General features: G+C 69.0%; 24 protein-coding genes. 15 read left to right on the forward strand and 9 right to left on the reverse strand.

What is annotated here, in order from left to right; translation table 11 throughout:
* Positions 1-489: 489 nt before the first annotated feature.
* From ACO2Q2_RS03320 to ACO2Q2_RS03360, 9 genes are all read left to right on the forward strand, one after another.
* On the forward strand, positions 490-1,131 hold the full coding sequence (locus ACO2Q2_RS03320; RefSeq protein ID WP_423254349.1) for a riboflavin synthase: 642 nt from the start codon (positions 490-492) through the stop codon (positions 1,129-1,131).
* 142 nt (positions 1,132-1,273) lie between these two features.
* A complete protein-coding gene (ribBA, locus tag ACO2Q2_RS03325; RefSeq protein ID WP_423254350.1) occupies positions 1,274-2,365 on the forward strand; it encodes a bifunctional 3,4-dihydroxy-2-butanone-4-phosphate synthase/GTP cyclohydrolase II in 1,092 nt (363 codons plus the stop codon).
* A 124-nt stretch (positions 2,366-2,489) separates the two neighbouring features.
* Positions 2,490-3,410, forward strand: coding sequence for a muramoyltetrapeptide carboxypeptidase (gene ldcA / locus ACO2Q2_RS03330; protein ID WP_423254351.1), 921 nt, complete (start codon positions 2,490-2,492; stop codon positions 3,408-3,410).
* A 98-nt stretch (positions 3,411-3,508) separates the two neighbouring features.
* On the forward strand, positions 3,509-3,970 hold the full coding sequence (ribE, locus tag ACO2Q2_RS03335; RefSeq protein ID WP_423254352.1) for a 6,7-dimethyl-8-ribityllumazine synthase: 462 nt from the start codon (positions 3,509-3,511) through the stop codon (positions 3,968-3,970).
* Positions 3,970-4,416, forward strand: coding sequence for a transcription antitermination factor NusB (nusB, locus tag ACO2Q2_RS03340; RefSeq protein ID WP_423254353.1), 447 nt, complete (start codon positions 3,970-3,972; stop codon positions 4,414-4,416). The genes ribE and nusB overlap by 1 nt, the downstream gene beginning before the upstream one ends.
* Positions 4,416-4,988 carry a GNAT family N-acetyltransferase gene (locus tag ACO2Q2_RS03345; protein WP_423254354.1) on the forward strand — a complete coding sequence of 191 codons (573 nt, stop codon included), beginning with the start codon at positions 4,416-4,418 and terminating at the stop codon, positions 4,986-4,988. The genes nusB and ACO2Q2_RS03345 overlap by 1 nt, the downstream gene beginning before the upstream one ends.
* The gene (thiL, locus tag ACO2Q2_RS03350; protein WP_423254355.1) at positions 4,988-5,977 is read left to right on the forward strand and encodes a thiamine-phosphate kinase; all 990 of its coding nucleotides are present in this window, start codon (positions 4,988-4,990) and stop codon (positions 5,975-5,977) included. Before ACO2Q2_RS03345 ends, thiL begins: the two co-directional genes overlap by 1 nt.
* Positions 5,978-5,982: 5 nt before the next feature.
* Positions 5,983-6,501, forward strand: coding sequence for a phosphatidylglycerophosphatase A (locus ACO2Q2_RS03355; protein WP_423254356.1), 519 nt, complete (start codon positions 5,983-5,985; stop codon positions 6,499-6,501).
* Between the two features lie 50 nt (positions 6,502-6,551).
* Positions 6,552-7,520, forward strand: a complete 969-nt coding sequence (locus tag ACO2Q2_RS03360; RefSeq protein WP_423254357.1) for a potassium channel beta subunit family protein — start codon at positions 6,552-6,554, stop codon at positions 7,518-7,520.
* 202 nt (positions 7,521-7,722) lie between these two features.
* Here ACO2Q2_RS03360 and ACO2Q2_RS03365 read toward each other — a convergent pair whose 3' ends face one another.
* A complete protein-coding gene (locus tag ACO2Q2_RS03365; protein WP_423254358.1) occupies positions 7,723-8,298 on the reverse strand; it encodes a YggT family protein in 576 nt (191 codons plus the stop codon).
* Positions 8,299-9,117: a pyrroline-5-carboxylate reductase gene (proC, locus tag ACO2Q2_RS03370; protein ID WP_423254359.1), complete on the reverse strand. Its 819-nt coding sequence runs from the start codon at positions 9,115-9,117 to the stop codon at positions 8,299-8,301.
* Between the two features lie 287 nt (positions 9,118-9,404).
* Between proC and ACO2Q2_RS03375 the strand changes: the two genes are divergently transcribed.
* Positions 9,405-10,442, forward strand: a complete 1,038-nt coding sequence (locus tag ACO2Q2_RS03375; RefSeq protein WP_423254360.1) for a type IV pilus twitching motility protein PilT — start codon at positions 9,405-9,407, stop codon at positions 10,440-10,442.
* Between the two features lie 130 nt (positions 10,443-10,572).
* Positions 10,573-11,739, forward strand: coding sequence for a PilT/PilU family type 4a pilus ATPase (locus tag ACO2Q2_RS03380; protein WP_423254361.1), 1,167 nt, complete (start codon positions 10,573-10,575; stop codon positions 11,737-11,739).
* Between the two features lie 79 nt (positions 11,740-11,818).
* On the opposite strand, the gene ACO2Q2_RS03385 is transcribed toward ACO2Q2_RS03380, so the two are convergent.
* The 7 genes from ACO2Q2_RS03385 to gshB form a co-directional block, all read right to left on the reverse strand.
* Positions 11,819-12,178, reverse strand: coding sequence for a BON domain-containing protein (locus ACO2Q2_RS03385; RefSeq protein ID WP_423254362.1), 360 nt, complete (start codon positions 12,176-12,178; stop codon positions 11,819-11,821).
* Positions 12,179-12,424: 246 nt separating this feature from the next.
* Positions 12,425-14,197, reverse strand: a complete 1,773-nt coding sequence (locus ACO2Q2_RS03390; protein WP_423254363.1) for a hypothetical protein — start codon at positions 14,195-14,197, stop codon at positions 12,425-12,427.
* Positions 14,198-14,262: 65 nt separating this feature from the next.
* Positions 14,263-15,189: an aspartate carbamoyltransferase catalytic subunit gene (locus ACO2Q2_RS03395; RefSeq protein ID WP_423254364.1), complete on the reverse strand. Its 927-nt coding sequence runs from the start codon at positions 15,187-15,189 to the stop codon at positions 14,263-14,265.
* Entirely contained in the window at positions 15,186-15,653 is a 468-nt protein-coding gene (gene ruvX, locus ACO2Q2_RS03400; protein ID WP_423254365.1) for a Holliday junction resolvase RuvX, read from the reverse strand. The genes ACO2Q2_RS03395 and ruvX overlap by 4 nt, the downstream gene beginning before the upstream one ends.
* Before the next feature lie 24 nt (positions 15,654-15,677).
* On the reverse strand, positions 15,678-16,247 hold the full coding sequence (locus ACO2Q2_RS03405; RefSeq protein ID WP_423254366.1) for a YqgE/AlgH family protein: 570 nt from the start codon (positions 16,245-16,247) through the stop codon (positions 15,678-15,680).
* A gap of 52 nt (positions 16,248-16,299) precedes the next feature.
* Positions 16,300-17,127, reverse strand: coding sequence for an energy transducer TonB (locus ACO2Q2_RS03410; RefSeq protein ID WP_423254367.1), 828 nt, complete (start codon positions 17,125-17,127; stop codon positions 16,300-16,302).
* Positions 17,128-17,163: 36 nt separating this feature from the next.
* Positions 17,164-18,138 carry a glutathione synthase gene (gene gshB / locus ACO2Q2_RS03415; RefSeq protein WP_423254368.1) on the reverse strand — a complete coding sequence of 325 codons (975 nt, stop codon included), beginning with the start codon at positions 18,136-18,138 and terminating at the stop codon, positions 17,164-17,166.
* A 415-nt stretch (positions 18,139-18,553) separates the two neighbouring features.
* Here gshB and pilG point away from each other — a divergent pair, with 415 nt between their 5' ends.
* The 4 genes from pilG (at position 18,554) to ACO2Q2_RS03435 (ending at position 22,009) form a co-directional block, all read left to right on the forward strand.
* Complete coding sequence (gene pilG / locus ACO2Q2_RS03420; protein WP_423254467.1) at positions 18,554-18,913, forward strand: twitching motility response regulator PilG; 360 nt, start codon at positions 18,554-18,556, stop codon at positions 18,911-18,913.
* A 32-nt stretch (positions 18,914-18,945) separates the two neighbouring features.
* The gene (locus ACO2Q2_RS03425; RefSeq protein WP_423254369.1) at positions 18,946-19,317 is read left to right on the forward strand and encodes a response regulator; all 372 of its coding nucleotides are present in this window, start codon (positions 18,946-18,948) and stop codon (positions 19,315-19,317) included.
* On the forward strand, positions 19,314-19,853 hold the full coding sequence (locus tag ACO2Q2_RS03430) for a chemotaxis protein CheW (RefSeq protein WP_423254468.1): 540 nt from the start codon (positions 19,314-19,316) through the stop codon (positions 19,851-19,853). The genes ACO2Q2_RS03425 and ACO2Q2_RS03430 overlap by 4 nt, the downstream gene beginning before the upstream one ends.
* A 125-nt stretch (positions 19,854-19,978) precedes the next feature.
* Positions 19,979-22,009 carry a methyl-accepting chemotaxis protein gene (locus ACO2Q2_RS03435; protein ID WP_423254370.1) on the forward strand — a complete coding sequence of 677 codons (2,031 nt, stop codon included), beginning with the start codon at positions 19,979-19,981 and terminating at the stop codon, positions 22,007-22,009.
* Positions 22,010-22,049: the final 40 nt, after the last annotated feature.

The following is a 22,049-nucleotide window of genomic DNA, read 5'->3' on the forward strand; positions in this document are numbered from 1 at the left end:
CGACAACCGATCACAGCGTCTTCAGGGCGGGGCGAAATTCCCCACCGGCGGTAGGTGGAGCGGGGCGACCCGCGAAGCGAGCCCGCGAGCGCCTTCGCCGCAAGGAGCGTGGGCGGCAGGAACCAAGTGAGTGAGGCAAAGCGGTTTTGCGTCAGATTTTTCGATCGTTTGAGGCGAATAGCCGTAGCTATTCAACGAATAAGGAGCGGAAAAGCTGGCCAACACCGCGCAGCCGCAGCCGCTTGCGTTTCTGCCGGCCACGCTCCCCGGCGAAGGGTCCAGCAGATCCGGTCCGATGCCGGAGCCGACGGTTGGGAGCGGGCAGCCGCTTCCTCACAGTCCGGATAAAGCGAAGACGGTTCGACGCGTGGCCCGAGCGCCGCGTGCCGGCCTCATGCCCTGGGGCGTTTCACGCTTTTCACGCGGGAACGTTGCGATGACCATCGAGCCGACACGCCACGGTGCCATTTCCATCCGGGAGCTGCGCTGATGTTTACCGGCATCATCCAGAGCGTGGGCCGCATCGTGCGGCTGGAACCGCGCGGCGGCGACGTGCGGCTGGTGGTCGACACCGCCGGCCTCGATCTGGCCGACGTGCAATTGGGCGACTCGATCGCCGTCTCCGGCGTGTGCCTCACCGCCGTCACGCTGGACGCGCACGGCTTCGGCGCCGACGTCTCCAACGAAACGCTGTCGCTCACCACCCTGGGCCAGCTCAAGGCCGGCGACCCGGTGAACCTGGAGAAGGCGTTGCGGCTGGCCGACCGGCTTGGCGGACACCTGGTGTCCGGCCACGTCGACGGCGTCGGCAAGGTGGTGTCGATCACTCCGGACGGCCGCTCGCAGCGCTGGACCTTCGAGGTGCCGGCGTCGATCGCGCGCTACATCGCGGCCAAGGGCTCGGTGTGCATCGACGGCACCAGCCTCACCGTCAACGAGGTGAGCGGCGCGCGCTTCGGCGTCAACCTGATCCCGCACACGGTCGAGCACACCGCCTTCCACGCCCGCCGCGTGGGCGACGCGGTGAACATCGAGGTGGACGTGATCGCGCGCTACGTCGAGCGGCTGATCGGCGGCGCTCAGGCGTCCGGCATCGATGTCGAGTTTCTCAAGCAGCACGGCTTTGCCTGACGTCGTAGCCCCTCTCCCGTCGGGAGAGGGGTTGGGGTGAGGGTCCGTGCGCAAGCGTGACGCTGCGCTCCGCCCGAACCCTCATCCGCCCCTTCGGGGCACCTTCTCCCAGCGGGAGAAGGAAACCATCACGGATACCGCCATGCCCTTCAACACCATCCCCGAGATCCTCGAAGACATCCGCGCCGGCCGCATGGTCGTGATCCTCGACGACGAGGACCGCGAGAACGAGGGCGACATCGTGATGGCCGCGCAGATGGTGCGGCCGGAGGACGTGAACTTCATGGTGCGCGAGGCGCGCGGCCTGCTGTGCCTCACGCTCACCGAGCAGCGCACGCGCCAGCTCGGCCTCAAGCCCATGGTGAGCGACAACACCTCGCCGTACCACACCAACTTCACCGTCTCGATCGAGGCGGCCGAGGGCGTCACCACCGGCATCTCGGCGCACGATCGCGCCCGCACCATCCAGGTGGCGGTGAAGTCCGACGCGAAGCCGCAGGATCTCTCGCAGCCGGGCCACGTGTTCCCGCTCACCGCGCAGCCGGGCGGCGTGCTGACCCGCGCCGGGCACACCGAGGCGGGCTGCGACCTGGCCGCGCTGGCCGGGCTGGAGCCGGCCTCGGTGCTGATCGAGATCCTGCACGAGGACGGTTCGATGGCGCGCCGCCCCGAGCTGGAGGTGTTCGCAAAAAAACACGGCCTGAAGATCGGCACCATCGCCGATCTCATCCGCTACCGGCTGGAGACCGAGAAGACCGTGGAGCGGGTGCACGAGGAAAACGTGCAGACCGAGTTCGGCGCGTTCCGCCTCGTCGCCTACCGCGACGCGATCCGCCGCGGCCTGCACTTCGCGCTGGTGCGCGGCACGGTGGACGACGGCGCCCCGGTGCTCAGCCGCGTGCACGTGCGCAACACCCTGTCCGACGTGCTGCACCTGACCCGCGACGACCTCGGCCTCACCGTCACCGCCGCGCTGCGGCGCATCGCCGACGAGGGCCGCGGCGTGCTGCTGGTGCTCTCCGGCGAGGACACCCCCGAGGCCCTGCTGGCCCGGCTCAAGGGCCAGCCGGCCACGGTCAGCGACGAGGACGCCCAGCACAACCAGTGGCGCCAGCTCGGTCTGGGCGCGCAGATCATGGCCGACCTCGGTGTGCACCGGCTGCGGGTGATCGGCACCCCGCGCAAGCTGGTCGGCCTGGGCGGCTTCGGGCTGGAGGTGGTCGAGTACGTCTGAGCGAGAAGCTTGCTATGTTGCGGCAGGAGCGCACCCTGTGCGCGAATGCTGCTGCTTTGACGTCGATCAGGAGCAAAAGCATTTCGCGCACAGGGTGCGCTCCTACCGCTCGCGAGCCGCACCCATGTCCGAAACGCGCGTCCAGCTCATCGCCCCATCCGGTTACCCGCACGATCGCGAGGCGATGGCGCGTGGGGTGGCACGATTGCGTGCGGCCGGCTGCGAGGTGCGGGGCGTCGAGGTGCTCGAGCGGGCGGAGCTGCGCTTCGCCGGCAGCGATGGGCAACGTGCCGGCGACATCAATGCGCTGGCGGCGATGGAGCAACTGCCGGACATCGCGCTGTCGGTGCGCGGCGGTTATGGCGCCACGCGGCTGCTGCCGCACCTGGACTACGGCCGGCTGCTGGAGCGCCTCGTCGGCACGCCGCTGGCGCTGGTCGGGCATAGCGACTTCACCGCGATCCAGCTGGCGCTGTTCGCGAAGATCGGCCTGGTCACCTTTGGCGGACCGATGCTCGGTCCCGATTTCGGTGCGGTCGACCCGAGTGCGCTGACCCTCGCCCACGTGTGGGAGACGCTGCGCTCGCCCGAGGGGCAGGCGACGTGGAGCACCTCCGGCGAGCATGCAGTGGATGTCGAGGGCCTCGTCTGGGGCGGCAACCTGGCGATCCTGTGCAGCTTGCTCGGCACGCCGTATTTTCCGCGCATCGACGGCGGCATCCTGTTCGTGGAGGACGTGGGCGAGCCGCCGTTCCGGATCGAACGGATGCTTTACCAGTTGCATCTGTCCGGCGTACTGGGACGCCAGCGGGCGCTGCTGCTGGGCGATTTCAGCCAATGCCGGCCCAGCGCCTACGACAACGGCTACGACCTGGCGCAGGCCTTTGCGCAGGTCCGCTCTGTCGCCGGCATCCCGGTGCTGGATGGATTGCCGTTCGGCCACGCAGCCGACAAGTTCACCCTGCCGTTCGGCGCGCCGGCACGGCTGCAGGTGGCCGGCACGGCGGCCACGCTGACGTTCTCCGGCTATCCGCACCTGGTGTGACCGTCGCCTGTTCACCTTCGCGCGGGCGAGCAGCCGTGCGGACAAACCCGTAAAATGGCCGGCCAGCACGGGCCGGCGCCCATCGAGGAAGTGTTTCCATGAAGATCATCGAAGGCAACTTCGCCACGCCCAAGGGCCGCTTCGCCATCGTCGCCGGTCGCTTCAACGGCTTCGTGGTGGAGCCGCTGGTGGCCGGCGCGCGTGATGCGCTGGTGCGCCACGGCGTGAAGGACGATGACATCGCGCTGATCCGCGTGCCGGGCGCCTGGGAAATCGCGCTGGCCGCGCACAAGCTGGCGGCCTCGGGCAAGTACGCCGCGGTGATCGCACTGGGCGCGGTGATCCGCGGCGCCACCCCGCACTTCGACTACGTCGCCGGCGAATGCGCCAAGGGCCTGGCCAGGGCTGGGCTGGACACCGGTGTGCCGGTCGCCTTCGGCGTGCTGACCACCGATTCCATCGAGCAGGCCATCGAGCGCTCGGGCACCAAGGCCGGCAACAAGGGCGTCGACGCCGCCATGGCCGCGCTGGAGATGGTCAACCTCTACGGGCAGCTGTGATGGCGCCGCCGAGCCACGGCATCGACATGGCCGCGCGTTCGCGCGCGCGTCGTCGTGCGCTGCAGGCGCTGTACGCGTGGCAGCTGTCGGGCAGCCACATGAACGCGGTGATCGAGCAGTTCCGCCACGAGCAGGACATGGAGATCGCCGACCTCGAATACTTCGAGGACCTGCTGCACGGCGTGGAAAAGCACGTCGATGCGCTGGACGCCAGCCTGCGCCCGCACATCGACCGCGAGGTGGCGCAGATCGATCCGATCGAGCGCGCCGCATTGCGCCTGGCCGCGTACGAGCTGGGCCATCGCCCCGACGTGCCGTACCGCGTGGTGATCAACGAGGCGATCGAGGTCACCAAGCGTTTCGGCGCCGATCACGGCCACAGCTACGTCAATGGCGTGCTGGACAAGCTGGCCGCGCAGCTGCGCGCGGCGGAGAAGCGCGGCTGATGGCGTTCACCCTGGCCGGCGCGTCGGTGCTGCGGCAGGCGCCCGTGCTGGAGACGCTGCGCCTGCGCCTGCGTGCGCACCGCGCGGACGATCTCGATGCGCTGCACGCGATCTGGTCCGCGCCGGAGGTCTACCGCCACATCGGCGGCGAGCCGGCCACGCGCCAGGACGTGTGGATGCGCCTGCTGCGCTACGGCGGCATGTGGCCGCTGCTCGGTGTCGGCTTCTGGGCGTTGGAAGACAAGGCCACCGGCGCACTGGTCGGCGACCTTGGCTACGCCGACTTCCAGCGCGAGATCACCCCTTCGCTGGACGGCATGCTCGAACTGGGCTGGGTGCTGGCGCCGGCGGTTCACGGGCGCGGCTATGCCAGCGAGGCGCTGGCGGCGGTGCTGGCCTGGGGCGGTCGCTATCTCGGCGCGCACCGCGAGGCCTGCATCATCTCGCCGGAGAACGCCGCTTCGATCCGCGTGGCGGAGAAGGCCGGTTTTCGTCCCTGGTGCGACACCATCTTCCACGACGCGCCGATCCGCCTGTTCACGCGCGACGTGCCGGCCCCGGCGCGGCCCTGATGGAATTTCGCCTGATCGACCGCCTCCGCGAGCGCACCGCGCAGGCGCGCGAGGACGTGCGCCTGGGGATGGGCGACGACGCCGCGCTGCTCGCCGTACCGGCCGGGCAGGAGCTGGCGGTGGCGATCGACACCTTGGTCGAGGGCGTGCATTTTCCACACGGCACGGCGCCGGCCGACATCGGCTGGAAGGCGCTGGCGGTGAACCTGTCCGACCTTGCCGCGATGGGCGCCACGCCGGCATGGGCGCTGCTCGCGCTCACCCTGCCGGAGCTGCCGGCCGCGGCGCAGGCCGCGCGCGTCGACGGCCTCGCCGACGGCTTCGCGCAGCTGGCGCAGGCGTACGGCGTGGCGCTGGTCGGCGGCGACACCACGTGCGGTCCGTTCACGCTGTCGGTGGCGGTGCACGGTTTCGTGCCGCCGGGACAGGCGCTGCGCCGCGACGGCGCCCGCGTGGGCGACCTGGTGTTCGTCACCGGCACGCTGGGCGACGCGGCGGCGGGGTTGCAGCGGCTGGCGCCCAGTGCCGATCCCGACGAGGAAAAGCGCCGCGCCTTCCTGCGCGCGCGCCTCCATCGTCCGCTGCCGCGGGTGGCGGCCGGGCTCTCGCTGCGCGGGCGGGCCAGCGCCTGCATCGACATCTCCGACGGCCTGCTCGCCGACCTCGGCCATCTGTGCGCGGCCAGCGCCGTGGGGGCGGAAATCGAGCTGGCGCGGCTGCCGCTGTCCAGCGCGTTGCTCGGCAGTTGCGACGAAGCGGCGGCGCACGACCACGCATTGGCCGGCGGCGACGATTACGAACTGTGCTTCACCGTGCCGCCGGCGCGGGCCGGCGAGGTGCAGGCCGATCTGGCGCGCCTCGGCTGCGGGGCCGCGCGCATCGGCCGCATCGTCGAGGCGCCCGGCGTGCGCGTGCGCGGCGCCGATGGCGCGTGGATCACGCCAGTGCGCCGCGGCTGGGATCATTTCGCTGACGACACCGTACGATGACGAGCATGGCCGACCGCAAGACCCTCACTGCCGCCCAGCGCCGCACGCTGATGGCGTCGCCCGCCGGCTGGATCGCCTGCGGCTTCGGTTCGGGCCTCGCGCCCAAGGCGCAGGGCACCTTCGGCTCGGCGGCGGCGATCCTGCCGTGGCTGCTGCTGCGCGGTCTGCCGCTGCCGGCGTACCTGCTGGTGGTGCTGGCGGTGTTCGCGCTGGGCGTGTGGGCCTGCAACGTGGCCGGTCGCCTGCTCGGCGTCGACGACCACCGCAGCCTGGTGATCGACGAGTTCGTCGGCCAGTGGATCGCGCTGTTGCCGGCGCTGTTCGCTCCGTGGTGGATCGTGCTGGCCGGGTTCGTGCTGTTCCGCCTGTTCGACGTGTGGAAGCCGTGGCCGATCTGCTGGCTCGACCGCCATCTCAAGAGCGGCCTGGGCGTGATGGTGGACGACGTGGTCGCTGGCGTGGCCGCCGCGCTCGCGCTGACCGTGCTGATGCGCGCGTGCGGCGTCGCATTGCCGCTGCCGTGACGCGGCCTCTGGCATCCTGCCGGGCCTGACGTCTTCGCAGGAGCCTTTCCATGCAGTATCGCCGCCTCGGCCAATCCGGCCTGCAGCTGTCCGTGTTCTCGTTCGGCGCCTGGATCAACTTCGGCCGCCAGGTGGGCCGCTCGCTGGCGCGCGACCTGCTGGCGCTGGCGCACGACCGCGGGGTCAATTTCTTCGACAACGCCGAGACCTACAACGCCGGCGTCGCCGAGGAACTGATGGGCGACGTGCTGGCCGACCTGCGTTTCCCGCGCGACAGCTACTGCGTGTCGAGCAAGGTCTATTTCGGCGCGGTGGCCGACCCGAAGCCGACCCAGCGCGGGCTGTCGCGCAAGCACGTGATCGAGGCCTGCCACCAGGCGCTGAAGCGGCTGAGGGTGGATTACCTCGACCTCTACTTCTGCCACCGCCCGGATCCGGACACGCCGATCGCCGAGACGGTGGCCGCGATGGATCTGCTGGTGCGCCAGGGCAAGGTGCTTTACTGGGGCACCAGCGAGTGGCCGGCCGAGGCGATCGAGCAAGCCCACCGCGTGGCGCGCGAGCAGCAGCTCACCGCGCCGGTGGTGGAGCAGCCGCAGTACAACCTGCTGCACCGCGACCGGGTGGAACGCGAGTACGTGCCGCTGTACGCGAAGTACGGCATGGGCACCACCGTGTGGTCGCCGCTGGCCTCGGGCCTGCTCACCGGCAAGTACCGCGACGGAGTGCCGCGCGACGCGCGGCTGACCCAGCCCGGCTACGAGTGGCTGCGCGAGGAACTGCTCGATCCGCGCCAGGGCCGCGTGGCGCGGGCGCAGCGGCTGCAGCCGCTCGCCGACGAGCTGGGCGTGCCGATGGCGCAGCTGGCGCTGGCCTGGTGTCTGGGCAACCCGCACGTGTCCACCGTGCTGCTGGGCGCCAGCCGGCTGGAGCAGCTGGCGCAGAACCTCGGTGCGCTCGAGCTGTTGCCGCGGATGGACGCTTCGCTGCGCCGGCGGATCGAGGCGGCGGTGGGCTGAGAGGCCGAGAAAAAATCGCCCGCCTACTGCGGCCGCCGCCAAACGCCCGTGCCGGCGGCGCGCTGGGCGCCAATCCGGGTCATTTGGCTCACCAAACTCCCCGGATTTGCGCCCTGCGCACCTTGTCACGAACGCTTGGCGGCGCTCTCGCTACGGCGGTCGAATTTTTCCCGGCCTCAAGCACCCGCCGCGCACCGGCCGATCACTGCCCCAGCGTGAGTGCCTTGCCCAGGTCGAGCAGCGGGGCGGCGATCAGGATGCGCGCCAGCACGATCACCAGCATCACCGCCATCGGCGAGAAGTCGATCATGCCGACCGTCAGCCGGCCGCGCAGCGGACGCAGCAAGGGTTCGACGATGGCGCCGGCCAGGTGCAGTGCCGGCTGGCGCGAATCGACCTGCAGCATGCTCATCAGCGACCAGCCGAAGATCAGCACCAGGTAGAACACCAGCACGAAGTCGATCAGGTCGGCCAGCCCCAGCACCAGCAGGCCCGCCGCGTTCGGCGCGGCACCGAGCAGCACGAACAGCAGCGCGTTCTTGAGCACCATCACCAGCCACGCCAGCAGCAGCGCGGCGAGGTTGATGCGGCGCCAGTTCGGGATCGCCCGGCGGACCGGCGCGAGCACCGGGTTGGTGGCGCGGTAGAGGAACTGGCTGATCGGGTTGTGGAAGTCCGCGCGGGCCGCCTCGGCCAGCACGCGCAGCACGAGCAGCGTGGCCAGCAGGTCGAAGGCCAGTTCGATCAGCAGCGACAGGGCGTTGAGCAGGTAGGTCACTTAGAGGGAGTCCAGTTCGGCCGCCAGTTCGCCGCCGCGGCGGGTGGCTGCCGCAACGGCGTGCGCCACGATAGCGGGCAGGCCGTCGGCCGCAAAGCGCTCCAGCGCGGCCTGGGTGGTGCCGTGGGGCGAGGTGACGCGGCGGCGCAGTTCGCCCGGCGCCTCGCCGCTTTCCACCAGCATGCGGCCGGCGCCCAGGCAGGTCTGCGCGGCCAGTGCGCGGGCGGTGTCGCGCGGCAGGCCCTGCGCCACGGCGGCGTCTTCCAGCGCTTCGACGAAGGCGAAGAAATACGCCGGGCCCGAGCCGGAGAGGCCGGTGACGGTATCCATCAGCGCCTCATCGTCGACCCAGCGGGTGAGCCCGGCGGCGTCCAGGATGTGCTGCGCCTGCGCCCGCTGCGGCGGGCTGACCCGGGCGTTGGCGCACAGGCCGGTGGCGCCGGCGCCGATCAGCGCCGGGGTGTTGGGCATGCAGCGCACGATCGGCAGCGCGCCGAACCAGCGCTCGAGCTGGTCCAGCCGCACGCCGGCGGCGATCGAGATCAGCAGCGGGCGGTTGCGCTGCAGCGTGTCGCGCAGCTCGGCGTGGATCGCCGGCATGATCTGCGGCTTCACCGCCAGCACGATGACCCCGGCCTCGGCGGCGGCCAGCCGGTTCTCGGCGTAGGTGGCCACGCCGAACTCGCGCGCCAGGGCCTGGCGCGACTCGGCCTGCGGTTCGGAGACGGTGATCGAGGCGGCGGGAATCGCAGTCTTGAGCAGGCCGCCGATGAGGCTGCGCGCCATGTTGCCGCCACCGATGAAGGCAATGCGTGTCATGTTCGCTCCCGTGGTCGTCAGCCGGCTACCTTACCCCAGTTGCCACTGCGCGCGCCGCGCGATGCACTGCCGGGCCGGTACGACGCGCGGGTGTGCACCCTTGGCAAAAGCGGCGGCAAGGGCTGGTCGCACCGCCCCCGGCACGAGTAGTATCGAGCCGTTCAGGGGGACCCGGGAACGGCTTCAGGCGTCCGGCAGCGCGCGGGGTTGCGGCCGGGGCAGGGCACCCGCATCGATTGCCGCAAGACACACTTATTTCAGACGATCGGTTGAGGGGGAACTGCCCGATGGATATCGCCGAACTGCTTGCCTTCTCGGTGAAGAACAAGGCCTCGGACCTGCACCTGTCGGCAGGCCTGCCGCCGATGATCCGCGTGGACGGCGACGTGCGTCGCATCAACATCCCGGCGCTGGAACACAAGCAGGTGCATTCGCTGATCTACGACATCATGTCGGACAAGCAGCGGCGCGATTACGAGGAGTTCTACGAGACCGACTTCTCGTTCGAGATTCCCGGCCTGGCCCGTTTCCGCGTCAACGCGTTCAACCAGAACCGCGGCGCCGGCGCGGTGTTCCGCACGATTCCCTCCGAGGTGCTCACGCTGGAGGACCTCGGCTGCCCGCGCATCTTCAAGGAGCTGATCGAGCAGCCGCAGGGCCTGATCCTGGTCACCGGCCCCACCGGCTCGGGCAAGTCGACCACGCTGGCGGCGATGGTCGACCACATCAACAAGAACGAATACGGCCACCTGCTCACGATCGAGGATCCGATCGAGTTCGTGCACACCTCGCAGAAGTGCCTGGTCAACCAGCGCGAGGTGCACCGCGACACGCATGGCTTCAACGAGGCGCTGCGCTCGGCGCTGCGCGAGGATCCGGACTACATCCTGGTGGGCGAGCTGCGCGATCTGGAAACCATCCGCCTGGCGCTGACCGCGGCGGAAACCGGCCACCTGGTGTTCGGCACCCTGCACACCAGCTCGGCGGCCAAGACGGTGGACCGCATCATCGACGTGTTCCCCGCCGGCGAAAAGCCGATGGTGCGCTCGATGCTGTCCGAGTCGCTGCGCGCGGTGATCTCGCAGTCGCTGCTGAAGAAGGTGGGCGGCGGGCGCATGGCGGCGCACGAGATCATGGTCGGCATTCCCGCCATCCGCAACCTGATCCGCGAGGACAAGGTGGCGCAGATGTACTCGTCGATCCAGACCGGCCAGCAGTACGGCATGCAGACGCTCGACCAGAACCTGCAGGACCTGGTCAAGCGCGGCCAGGTGACGCGCCAGGAAGCGCTCACCTACGCCAAGAACAAGGACATCTTCAAGTGACGCCGGGATTCGGGATTCGTCATTCGGGATTCGTGCCGCCGCATCGGATCCTGGGCGCGTCGTCCCGGAGTGACGTCAACTTGCTCCTGACGAATCCCGAATCCCCCATCCCGAATCACGGACAAAAGCCATGAGCGATTTCGATTTCACCTCGTTCCTCAAGCTGATGGTCCACAAGAAGGCCTCGGACCTGTTCATCACCGCAGGCGTGGCGCCGTCGATGAAGGTGCAGGGCCGCGTGGTGCCGATCACGCAGAGTCCGCTCAGCCCGCAGCAGTCGCGCGATATGGTGCTCAACGTGATGACGCCCTCGCAGCGCGAGGAGTTCGAGAAGACCCACGAGTGCCAGTTCGCCATCTCGGCGCAGGGCGTGGGCCGCTTCCGCGTGTCGTGCTTCTACCAGCGCAACTGCGTGGGCATGGTGCTGCGCCGGATCGAGTCGAAGATCCCCACCATCGAGGAGCTCACGCTGCCGCCGGTGGTCAAGCAGCTGGCGATGACCAAGCGCGGCATCATCATCTTCGTGGGCGGTACCGGCACCGGCAAATCCACCTCGCTGGCGGCGATGATCGGCTACCGCAACGCCAACTCGACCGGTCACATCATCACCATCGAGGACCCGATCGAATACGTGCACAAGCACGAGGGCTGCATCATCACCCAGCGCGAGCTCGGCATCGACACCGAAAGCTGGGAAAACGCGCTGAAGAACACCCTGCGCCAGGCGCCGGACGTGATCATGATCGGCGAGGTGCGCACCCGCGAGACGATGGAGCACGCGATCAACTTCTCCGAGACCGGCCATCTGTGCCTGTGCACGCTGCATGCGAACAACGCCAATCAGGCGATGGACCGCATCCTGCACTTCTTCCCGGAAGATCGCCGCCAGCAGCTGTTCATGGACCTGTCGCTGAACCTCAAGGGCATCGTGGCGCAGCAGCTCATTCCCACCCCCGACGGCAAGGCGCGCCGGGTGGCGGTGGAAATCCTGCTGGGCACGCCACTGGTGCAGGACTACATCCGCCAGGGCGAGATCCACAAGCTCAAGGAAGTGATGAAGGAATCCACCAACTTGGGAATGAAGACCTTCGACCAGAGCCTGGTGGAGCTCTATCACGCCGGCGAGATCAGCTACGAGGACGCGCTGCGCCACGCCGACAGCTCGAACGAGGTGCGCCTGCGCATCAAGCTCTCCCAGGGCGGCGACGCGCACACGCTGTCGCAGGGCCTGGACGGCGTGGAGCTGGAAGAGTCGCGCGAGAAGAACCAGTTCGGCGGCGGCCTGCTGCGCCGCTGAGGTGGCGCGCGACCATGCACGAAAAGAAGGGGCCCCGCAGGGCCCCTTGTCGTTTCGGCGGCAGGTGAACTGGCGGTGCTCAATCCTCGTCGGCGGCGAGGGTCAAGCCGCTGGTGTCCACGCTCCTGACGCCCTTCACCGCGCGGGCGACCTGCTCGGCCTTCGCCTTTTCGGCAGAACTGCCGACGTGGCCGCTCAACGTCACCACGCCATTGTTGGTGCTGACTGAGATGTCGGTGGCGTCCACGCCCTTGGTGGTGGCGAATTCGGACTTCACCTTGGTGGTGATCCACGCATCGGCGGCCTTGTCCGGCACGGTCTGTTGGGTCGCGTCCTTCGGCATGCTCTCCTGCGCGGCGACCTGCGCCAGCGGCGCGGCGGCGAAGGCGGCGATCAGGCCCATGGCGACCAGGTTCTTGCGGATCAGATGGGTACGCATGGTGCTTCTCCTCTCTCTTGGATGACCCTGCCCGCAGGCAGTCGGTTGCCCGTGTGGCTCCCGCGGGACATGGCACCAAGCCGGCCGTGAACACACCGTGGGTGCCGGTTTGCGCGTTCAGCGGAGCGCAGACGGTGCGAACGCGGTCGTGCATCGGTGCACACGCGCAGTTCACATCTGCAGCCGCATGCGCAAGAAATGAGGGGCGCCGATGGCGCCCCTCCGCGGTCGTACCTGCAGACTGGCTTATTTGAGTTTGGTCTGGCTGGTGATCACCAGGCCGTTGGCGTCCACGTGCGCCTCCGACCCCACCGCCTCGATCCGCGCGGCCTGCGCCTGCATGGCCTGGAACTGGGCATGCGTGCGAGTCGCGGCTTCCTTCCCGGCGGCGGCCGGGGTACTCCCCGGGGCGTCGCCGTGGCCCATCGCGGCGCTCATCGCGGCCAGGCTGTCGGCCTTGTCCATCATCAGCTTGATCCAGCTCCGGTACATGGCGCCGTCCAGGTGCAGGCGCATCATGCGGCCGGCGTCGCCACCCGGCTCCTTCAGCGTGTCGGCGAGCCTGGCGTCCTCGCCGGGGCCGATCGCCAGCGCCAGCGCCTTCTCGCCCATCGCCACCCAGGCGGGCTGGCCGATCATCCTGGCGAGGTCGGGCGGCAGCGCGACCGGCTTGCCATCGGCGGTGACCTTCAGCTGGGCCAGCGCCGGGGTCATCATCTGGCCCATCGCCAGCAGGCCGGCGGGGTTGTTGGTGCCCAGCACGATGCGTCCGGTGAAGCTGGGCATGCCCTGGCCGGTGCCGGCATCGAAGCTGTCCAGCGCGATGCGCAGGCCGAGCAGGTCGCCGAACGGCGGAATCGCCGCCTTCTGCATGGCCGGGCCGAGCTTGGCGAAGCCGTCGTTGAGGTCGGCCAGCGCCGGGCAGCTGAATGGCTTGGCGGCGACCGCATCGGCCTGCGCCGACCAGAATGTCCGCAATTCGGTCACCGGCAGCGCCAGGCTCATGTCGAACGGTGCCGTGGCGTCGGTGCCGAGGCCCGGCAGGGCGACTTTCAGGCCGGCAAAGGCCTGGGTGATGTCGCTGGCCATCGCCACGTCCAGGCGCATGTCCTGGTGCGTGGCGTCGAGCCGGGTGTAGCCGAAGCTCAGCGTAGGCACGCGCGCGGCGATGCGGGCGGCATCGGTGGCGCACGTGGCGGGAATCTGCATCTGGTTGGCCACCGGCTCGCCGGTCTTGGCCGATTCGGCCTGCGCGTGCGCCTTGAACATGGCCAGGAACAGCGGATCCTTGCCGCCGGCGATCAGCGGCAGCAGGCGACTCAGGTCGACCAGGCCCACGGCCTGCTTGCCGTAGCCCTTGGCCTCGGCCAGCTTTTGCAGCCGGCCGTCGTCCTGCAGACTCCTGGCCGGACGATCCAGGCCCAGCGCCTGGCGCAGCAGCGCATCGGAGGCATCGGCCGGCAACAGCGCGGCGACGGCCTGCTTGCCGACCACGGCGAGCACGACCTCGGTGCCCGTCGCGGTGGAGACGTGGCGGCGATAGCTCACGTCGCCGAGCCTGGCGGTATCGAGCGGCTTGCCATAGGCGGTTTCCAGGCGGCCGACGAAGGCGTCGAACGCGGCCGGATCACTCAGCTGGAAGCGGGCGACCGGGGCCAGGCCCAGGCCGTAGAACGCCGAATGGCCCTTCACGTCGAGGCCGGCGTTCTGGGCGAACTGCTCCACGGTCTTGCCGTCGAACTCGCCGGCGAACGCGCGCAGCAGGTTGGCGGTATCCGGATCCTTCGCCTTCAGCTCGTCGGCCGCAGCCTTCATCTGCGCGACCTGCGCCGGAAGCTGGGCGTTGGCCTGGGCGAACAGTGCCGCGCGGGTGTCGTCGTCCAGTACGTCGAGATTGGCCGCCACGTACGGCGTGTCCGCCGGGACGAAAGCCAACGGTGCATCCTTGTCCTTGTGGCTGCAGGCAGCCAGCAGGATGCCGGCCACGCCGAGCGCCAGCGCGCGCTTCATCGGTCGCATAATGTTCCCCATTGAGTGGTGTAGCAGCGGCCATTATGCCGCCAGTGATGCCGCGCCGCCGAGGGTCAGCGGGCGAGCAGTTCGCCGAGCACGGCCATGCGCACGAACACGCCGTTGCCCACTTGTTCCAGGATGCGCGACTGCGCGCCGTCGGCCACCTCCGAGGCGATCTCGATGCCGCGGTTGATCGGACCGGGGTGCATCACCAGGCAGCCCTTGCGTGCCCTGGCCAGGCGGGCGCTGTCCAGCCCGTACTGGCGGAAGTAGGCGGCCTCGTCGGGCAGCTCGGTCTGCGCCATGCGCTCCTTCTGCAGGCGCAGCATGATGACCGCGTCGGCACCCTCGATGGCCTGGCTGAAATCCTCGACGAAGCGGCACTGCGCAAACTCCCCGGCGTCCGGCATCAGCGAGGCCGGGCCGCACAGGCGGATGTCGCGCACGCCCAGTGCGCTCAGCGCGTGCACGTCCGAGCGGGCCACGCGCGAGTGCTTCACGTCGCCGCAGATGGTGACGGCCAGGTTCTCGAAGTCCGGCCGGTGCTGGCGGATGGTGAGGGCGTCGAGCAGGCCCTGGGTGGGGTGGGCGCGGTTGCCGTCGCCGGCGTTGATCACCGACACGCCGCTCATCGCGTGGCGCACCAGCTCGTCGGGCGTGCCGGACGCCTTGTGCCGCACGATGATCGCGTCCAGGTGCATCGCCTCGAGCGTGTGCAGCGTGTCGTACAGCTCCTCGCCCTTGTTGGCCGAGGAGAAGCCGATGTCGAAATTGACCACGTCCGCGCCCAGCCGCCGCGCCGCCAGCTCGAACGAGGTGCGCGTGCGCGTGGAGGGTTCGAAGAACAGGTTCAGCACGGTGCGGCCGGTCAGCAGGTCGATCTTGCGCGTGCCGTGGGCGCAGGCGTCGCGCATGGCCATGGCGCGGTCGAGCAGGCGCTCGATGGTCTCGCGCGGCAGGTGTTCGAGCGTGGTGAGGTGGCGCAGGCGTGGGCTCATGGCGACTCGGCGGTGGGCTTGGATGAAAGGGATGGCTGGTTGTGGTCGGCCGCGGCCAGCCAGCGTTCGAGGATCACGGCGGCGGCCTCGGCATCGATCTGCGCGCCGTCGCGCCGCCGCCGCAGGCCGGCCGCACGCGCATCGGCGAAGCGTTCGGCCGCTTCGCGCGAGCTGTGGCGCTCGTCGATCAGCACCGGCACGGTACCGTAGCGCTGCCTGAGCCCGTCGGCGAAGCGGCGCGCCAGCCTGCTGGCCGGCTGCTCGGCGCCGTCGAGGGTCAGCGGCAGGCCGACCACCAGGGTCTGCGGCAACCATTCGCGGTGCAGGCGATCCAGCGCCGGCCAGTCCGGCTGGCCGTCGCGCATGGCGACGGTGGCGAGCGCGCGGGCGCTTTGGGTAATCCGGTTGCCGACCGCCACGCCGATCAGCCTGCTGCCGACGTCGAAGCCCAGCACGCAGCTCATCGGCCCGGACTCACGAGTGCTGGCTCATGCGTGGCCCGCGTAGCCGGGCAGCTGCATCGGGTCGAGCCCCATCAGGCCGGCGGCGGCGCTCCAGCGCTCCTCCAGCGGCGTGTCGAAGATGATGCGGTCGTTGGCTTCCACGGTCAGCCAGCTGTTGTCCTTGAGCTCCTGTTCGAGCTGGCCGGCGCCCCAGCCGGAATAGCCCAGCACCAGCAGCGCCTGGCGCGGCCCCTCGCCTGTGGCCATCGCCCCCAGGATGTCGCGCGAACTGGTGATCGACCACATGTCGTTCACGCGGAAACTGGACTCCCAATGACCGTGCTCGCGGTGCAGGACGAAGCCACGCTCCTGCTGCATCGGGCCGCCGATCAGCACCGGCGCGTCGGCCAGTTCGGGGTCGGTGCAGTCCAGCCTCATCTGGCCGAGGATGTCGCCCATCCGGTACTCGGACAGCTGGTTGACCAGCAGGCCGACGGCGCCGTCCTCGTCGTGCTGGCAAAGCAGCGCCACGCCGCGCGAGAACGGCGTGGCGGCAAGGCTGGGCATGGCGATGAGGAAATGCCCTGTCAGGGAGGAGGGAAGGGAAACGCGCATTGCCGTATTGTAGTCCCGCGGCCGGATGCCTGCCCGCCTGCAGGCGGGCAGGCTACTTGTTGCGCAGGATGTCGCCGGGCAGGAACTGCCAGGTGCGGGTGATGTACAACTCGTCCACGCCCCTGCCGCGGGGAATCGGCGGAAACGGCGCGGCCAGCCGCACGATGCGTTTGGCCGCCGCGTCCAGCAGCGGCGAGCCGGAGCTCTTGATCACCTCGATGCTGTGGATGCCGCCATCGCGGTCGAGGCCCACGGTGAGCAGCAGCTCGCCGTGCAGTTGCAGGCGGCGGGCCTGCTCGGGGTAGTTCAGGTTGCCGATGCGCTCGACCCGGTCCGACCAGCCGCGCATGTACGCGGCGTAGGCGTATTCGCGAGTGTTGGCGGAGATGTACTTTTTCTTCGGGCGCTTGGCGTAGGCCTCGTTGCTGTGGCGCAGTTCGGCGGCCAGCTGGGCGATCTCCTGCTCGCGGCGCAGCTCGGCGGCGCGGTCGTCCGGATCGCTGGTCACCTCGGGCTTGCCGGTAGTGGCCTCGACGCTGAAGCGGCTGTCGCCGCGGGTGGTGACGAGGCGCTGCGGGGTCGGCGGCTGCGGTGCCGGCGTGCTGGCTTCGACGCGGCGGGCGGCGATGCCGGGCGTGGGCTTGGGCAAGGGGCCGCTGAAGAGGTTGGAGGGTCGCGCGGCGCGGTCGCGATCGCCGCCGCCGCGGTTGTTGGCCTGCGCCAGGAAGTCGGCCTTGTCCGGCGCCTGCTGGTTGGCCACGTTGACCAGGGTCACGTCCAGCGTGGGCAGGCCCGACTTCGGCTTGACGAACTCGAACGTGATGCCGAGCAGCAGCACGCCGTGGAACAGCAGCGAAAACAGCATGGTCGCCCCGATCATGTCGGGGCTGCGGGGTGGCGGGACGGCGTTGCTCACTTAGACACGGGTTCCGGTGGCGCTGCGTTCGATCGCATCGAACAGGGTGCCGGCGATGTTAAGTCCGAATTGCGCATCGAGCTCGCGCACGCAGGTCGGCGATGTGACGTTGATCTCGGTCAGGTAGTCGCCGATCACGTCCAGCCCCACGAAACGCAGCCCGCGCCGGACCAGCTCCGGCCCCACCTCGGCGGCGATCCAGCGGTCGCGGTCGGACAGCGGCACGCCCTGGCCGCGGCCGCCGGCGGCGAGGTTGCCGCGGAATTCGCCGCCCTGCGGAATGCGCGCCAGCGCATGGGGCACCGGTTCGCCGTCGACCAGCAGCACGCGCTTGTCGCCGGCGCTGATCTGCGGGATGAACTTCTGCGCCATCGCGAACTGCCGGCCCTGGCCGTGCGGATCGCCGCCGAGCAGGGTTTCCAGCATCGAGTTGAGGTTGGCGTCGCCGGCCCTGACCCGGAAGATGCCGCGTCCGCCCATGCCGTCCAGCGGCTTGAGCACCACCTCGCCGTGTTCGTCGACGAAGCGGCGCAGTTCCGCCGGGTCGCGGGCGACCAGGGTCGGCGCCATGCACTGGGGAAAGTGCAGGGTGAACAGCTTCTCGTTGCAGTCGCGCAGCGCGCGCGGATCGTTGACCACCTGCACGCCGTGGCGCTGCGCGGCCTCCAGCACCATGGTGTCGTAGAGGAACTGCTGGTCCACCGGCGGATCCTTGCGCATCAGCACCACGTCGAGCTCGCGCAGGTCCTGCCAGCAGGCCTCGTCGAGGCTGAACCAGCCGGACGGGTCGTCCTTGACGGTCAGCGGCGCGAGCCTAGCCCACGGCGTGCCGTCGCGCAGGGCCAGGTCGCCCTGTTCCATGTAGGACAGCGAATGGCCGCGGCGCTGCGCTTCCAGCAGCATCGCGAAGGTGGTGTCCTTGACGATCTTGATGGCGCCGATGGGGTCCATCAGCACGGCAACCGAGAGCGGCATGGGATTCTCCGGGGCGGGGTAGGGGAGCGGCGTCGGAGTCGCGAGGCGGCTGCCCGACAGCCGGGTAAACCGTGATGTTGGCCGAGCGCACGCTGCCCGGCAAGGCGCTGCAACCCGGGCGGGCAATCAAGTGTGCGGCACGGCGGCCGACATCCTTGTGGAAGGGCGGCACAGTCGGCACCCCGCTTCATTTTGTCTTGACGGACCGTGGGGCAAGCGGTAAACAGCAACGGCTGAAGACGCCATCCGAAAAAAGCGTCTCTAACAAGACAAAAGCGGGATTCTTTTCATCTGCACGGGCTGCGCCAGGCAATCACGCCGGATACGGCCCGTGCTTCACCTGAGCCTGGGGCGGGCCACAGGGGGTTGAGTGAACTTGAACGTGAGCGCAAACGGATTGGCCGGCCTGAAGGTCATGGTCATCGATGACTCCAAGACCATCCGGCGCACCGCCGAGACCTTGCTGAAGAAGGAGGGTTGCGACGTGCTGACCGCCGTCGATGGCTTCGAGGCGCTGGCGAAGATCTCCGACCAGAAACCCTCGATCATCTTCGTCGACATCATGATGCCGCGGCTGGACGGTTATCAGACCTGCGCGCTGATCAAGAACAATCCCCTGTTCCGGGCCACCCCGGTCATCATGCTGAGCTCGAAGGACGGCCTGTTCGACAAGGCCCGCGGCCGCATCGTCGGCGCCGAGCAATATCTCACCAAGCCGTTCACGCGCGACGAACTGCTGGGAGCCATACATCGCCATGTGGGCACGGTTGCCTGAATTCCGTGACTGCGGCGTCTGAGGGGAGGCCTGTGGCAAAGATTCTCATCATCGACGATTCGCCCACCGACGTGCGGGTGTTCACCACGTTGCTCGAAGCGGCCGGTCATGCCGTGTCCGCCGTGAGTTCGGCCGAGGAGGGCGTCGAGCGCGTGCGCGCCGACCTGCCCGACCTGGTGATCATGGACGTGATCATGCCCGGCATGAACGGCTTCCAGGCCACGCGCATGCTGACCCGCGATCCGGTCACGGCGGCCGTGCCGATCGTGATGATCACCACCAAGTCGATGGAAACCGACCGTGTCTGGGGACTGCGCCAGGGCGCGCGCGCCTTCATCACCAAGCCGGTGAAGGAAAAAGAACTGTTGGCGTGCATCAACGATCTGTTGCCGAGCGCGGCATGAGCGAGGCGGTGAATCTCTCGCCCTTCGAGGTGCTCGCCCGCTACGAGCGCATTTCGCTTGCCCACGCATCGGACACGCGCCAGACGCTGGAGGCGCCGGGACTGTGGCGCGGCATCGGTTACCGCGTCGGCTCGCGGCTGTTCGTCAGCAGCATCGACGAGATCAACGAACTGCTCGCCGTGCCGACGCTGACCCCGGTTCCGGGCACCTTGCCGTGGCTGCTGGGCGTGGCCAACGTGCGCGGCAACCTGGTGCCGGTGATCGACCTCGGCCGCTTCCTGTTCGGCGTGCGTACCCAGCCCGGCGAGCGGGCCCGCCTGCTGATGGTTCGCCAGAGCGGCGGCAGCGTGGCGTTGATGGTGGACGAGGTGTTTGGCCAGCGCACGATCGACGAGCAGCAGCGACGGGAGGCGGAGCCGGAAGACGATCCGCGCCTGGCGCGCTTTGTCGACGATCGGGTGGGCGAGCAGAAGCTGGCCCTGTTCAGCATGGGCAAGCTGGTGCGTGCCCCGGATTTCCGTCAGGCCGCGGCCTGACGTCCGGCAGTCACTGAGGCAGGGCCGGTGCCGGGTTCGGACCGGAAACAGGGGCGGCAAGTCACGGATGGTGTGCCCGGCGATGCCGGCGCATGGTCCCAAGGTTGTGGAAGGGTGAGGTGAACATGAGCACTACAGGGGGCGTCGGCAAAGAGCGGGGCTATACCGGCCTGATCGTTCTGCTGCTGATCTCGATCGGTTTCGCGGCACTGGACTTCGTCCTTCTCAACCAGAAGAACGCCGAGGATCGCCAGGCCGTGGCGCTGACCACGCAAATCCAGGTGTTGTCGCAGCAGACCGCGAAGTACGCGATCGAGTCGGCGAATGGCAACGTCAACTCGTTCCGGGAGCTGGCCGGTACGCGCAACGCGATCGACGCGGCGGTGCAGAAGCTGACCAGGGGCGATCCCAAGGGTGGCATGCAGGCGTACGGCGACAACAACGCCTCGCCTGCCGGTCGCGCCGTCACCGCGCTTGACAATGCCTGGGCGCAGCTCGACGGCGACATCGGCAAGATCCTGTCGAACAAGTCGGTGGTGCTGGACTCGGCCAGTCGCGCGGACACCCTGGCCAAACAGATTCCGCTGCTCAACTCCAGCACCGAGCAGGTGGTCAACATCCTGCAGCAACGCAGCGGCAGCGCCGATCAGATGCTGAACTCGTCGCGCCAGATGCTGGTGGCCGACCGCATGATCCGCCGCGTGCAGGAGGTGCTGCAGGGCGGCGATTCGGCCCAGTCCGCGGCCGACGGCCTGGCCCGCGACGCGCAGCTTTACGGCACCGTGCTGAAGGGCCTGAGCGAGGGCGACAGCGCCGCCGGCATCCGCGCGATGAACGACGCCAATGCGCAGAAGATCCTCGGCGACATGCGCACGAACTGGGACAGCCTGGCCGACCCCGTGGCCAAGCTGGTCAGCGCCGCCGGCAACATCGCCGACGTGAAGCGCGCCGCCAACCAAGCCTCGCTGGACTCGCAGAACGTGCTGCTGCGCGCCAACGAACTGGCCGACCAGATCGGCAAGCTGCCGCTGCGGCGCCTGTTCCCGAACCTGTGGTGGGGCATCATCGGCGCGATCGGCACAGTAGCCTTCGCCCTGCTGCTGGTGTTCACGCTGGTGCGCGACCAGCGCAAGCGCTTCCAGGACTCGGCCGAGCTGAACCAGCGCAACCAGGAGGCGATCATGCGCCTGCTGGACGAAATGGGCTCGCTCGCCGAAGGCGACCTCACCGTGAAGACCACGGTGTCGGAGGACATCACCGGCGCCATCGCCGACTCGGTGAACTACGCCATCGACGAGTTGCGCACCCTGGTGACCACCATCAACGAGACCTCCGAGCAGGTGTCCTCGTCGGCGCAGGAAACCCAGACCACCGCCCGCCAGCTGGCCGAATCGGCGCAGGCGCAGGCGCAGCGCATCAGTACCGCGACCTCGGCGATCAACCAGATCGCCAGTTCGATGGACAACGTGTCGAAGGATTCGGCCGAATCGGCCGACGTGGCCGAGCGCTCGGTGCAGATCGCCTCGCGCGGTGCCGAAGTGGTGCGTGAAACCATCTCCGGCATGGACTCGATCCGCGACCAGATCCAGGAGACCTCCAAGCGCATCAAGCGGCTGGGCGAGTCCTCGCAGGAAATCGGCTCGATCGTGGAACTGATCAACGACATCGCCGAGCAGACCAACATCCTCGCCCTGAATGCCGCCATCCAGGCCGCATCGGCCGGTGAGGCCGGTCGCGGCTTCGCGGTGGTGGCGGACGAAGTGCAGCGCCTCGCCGAGCGCTCGGCGAGCGCGACCAAGCGCATCGAGACGCTGGTGCAGGCGATTCAGTCCGATACCAACGAGGCGGTGAGCTCGATGGAGCAGACCACCGCCGAGGTGGTGTCCGGAGCCCGCAAGGCCGAGGATGCCGGCAGCGCGCTGGGCGACATCGAACGCGTGTCGCACGACCTGTCCGCGCTGATCCAGAACATCTCCACTGCAGCACGCCAGCAGTCGGCGGCCGCGACGGACATTTCCCAATCGATGAACGCGATCCAGGAAATCACCTCGCAGACGTCGCAGGGTGCAAGCCAGACGGCCGATTCGATCGGTTACCTGGCACAGTTGGCCAGCGATCTGCGCCGTTCGGTGGCGCACTTCAAGCTGCCGGGTTGACACAGGCTTACATGACAGGGGGCAACCTCGACGGTTGCGC

The sequence above is a fragment of the Dyella sp. KRB-257 genome, assembly GCF_049445995.1.
Lineage (GTDB): Bacteria > Pseudomonadota > Gammaproteobacteria > Xanthomonadales > Rhodanobacteraceae > Dyella_A.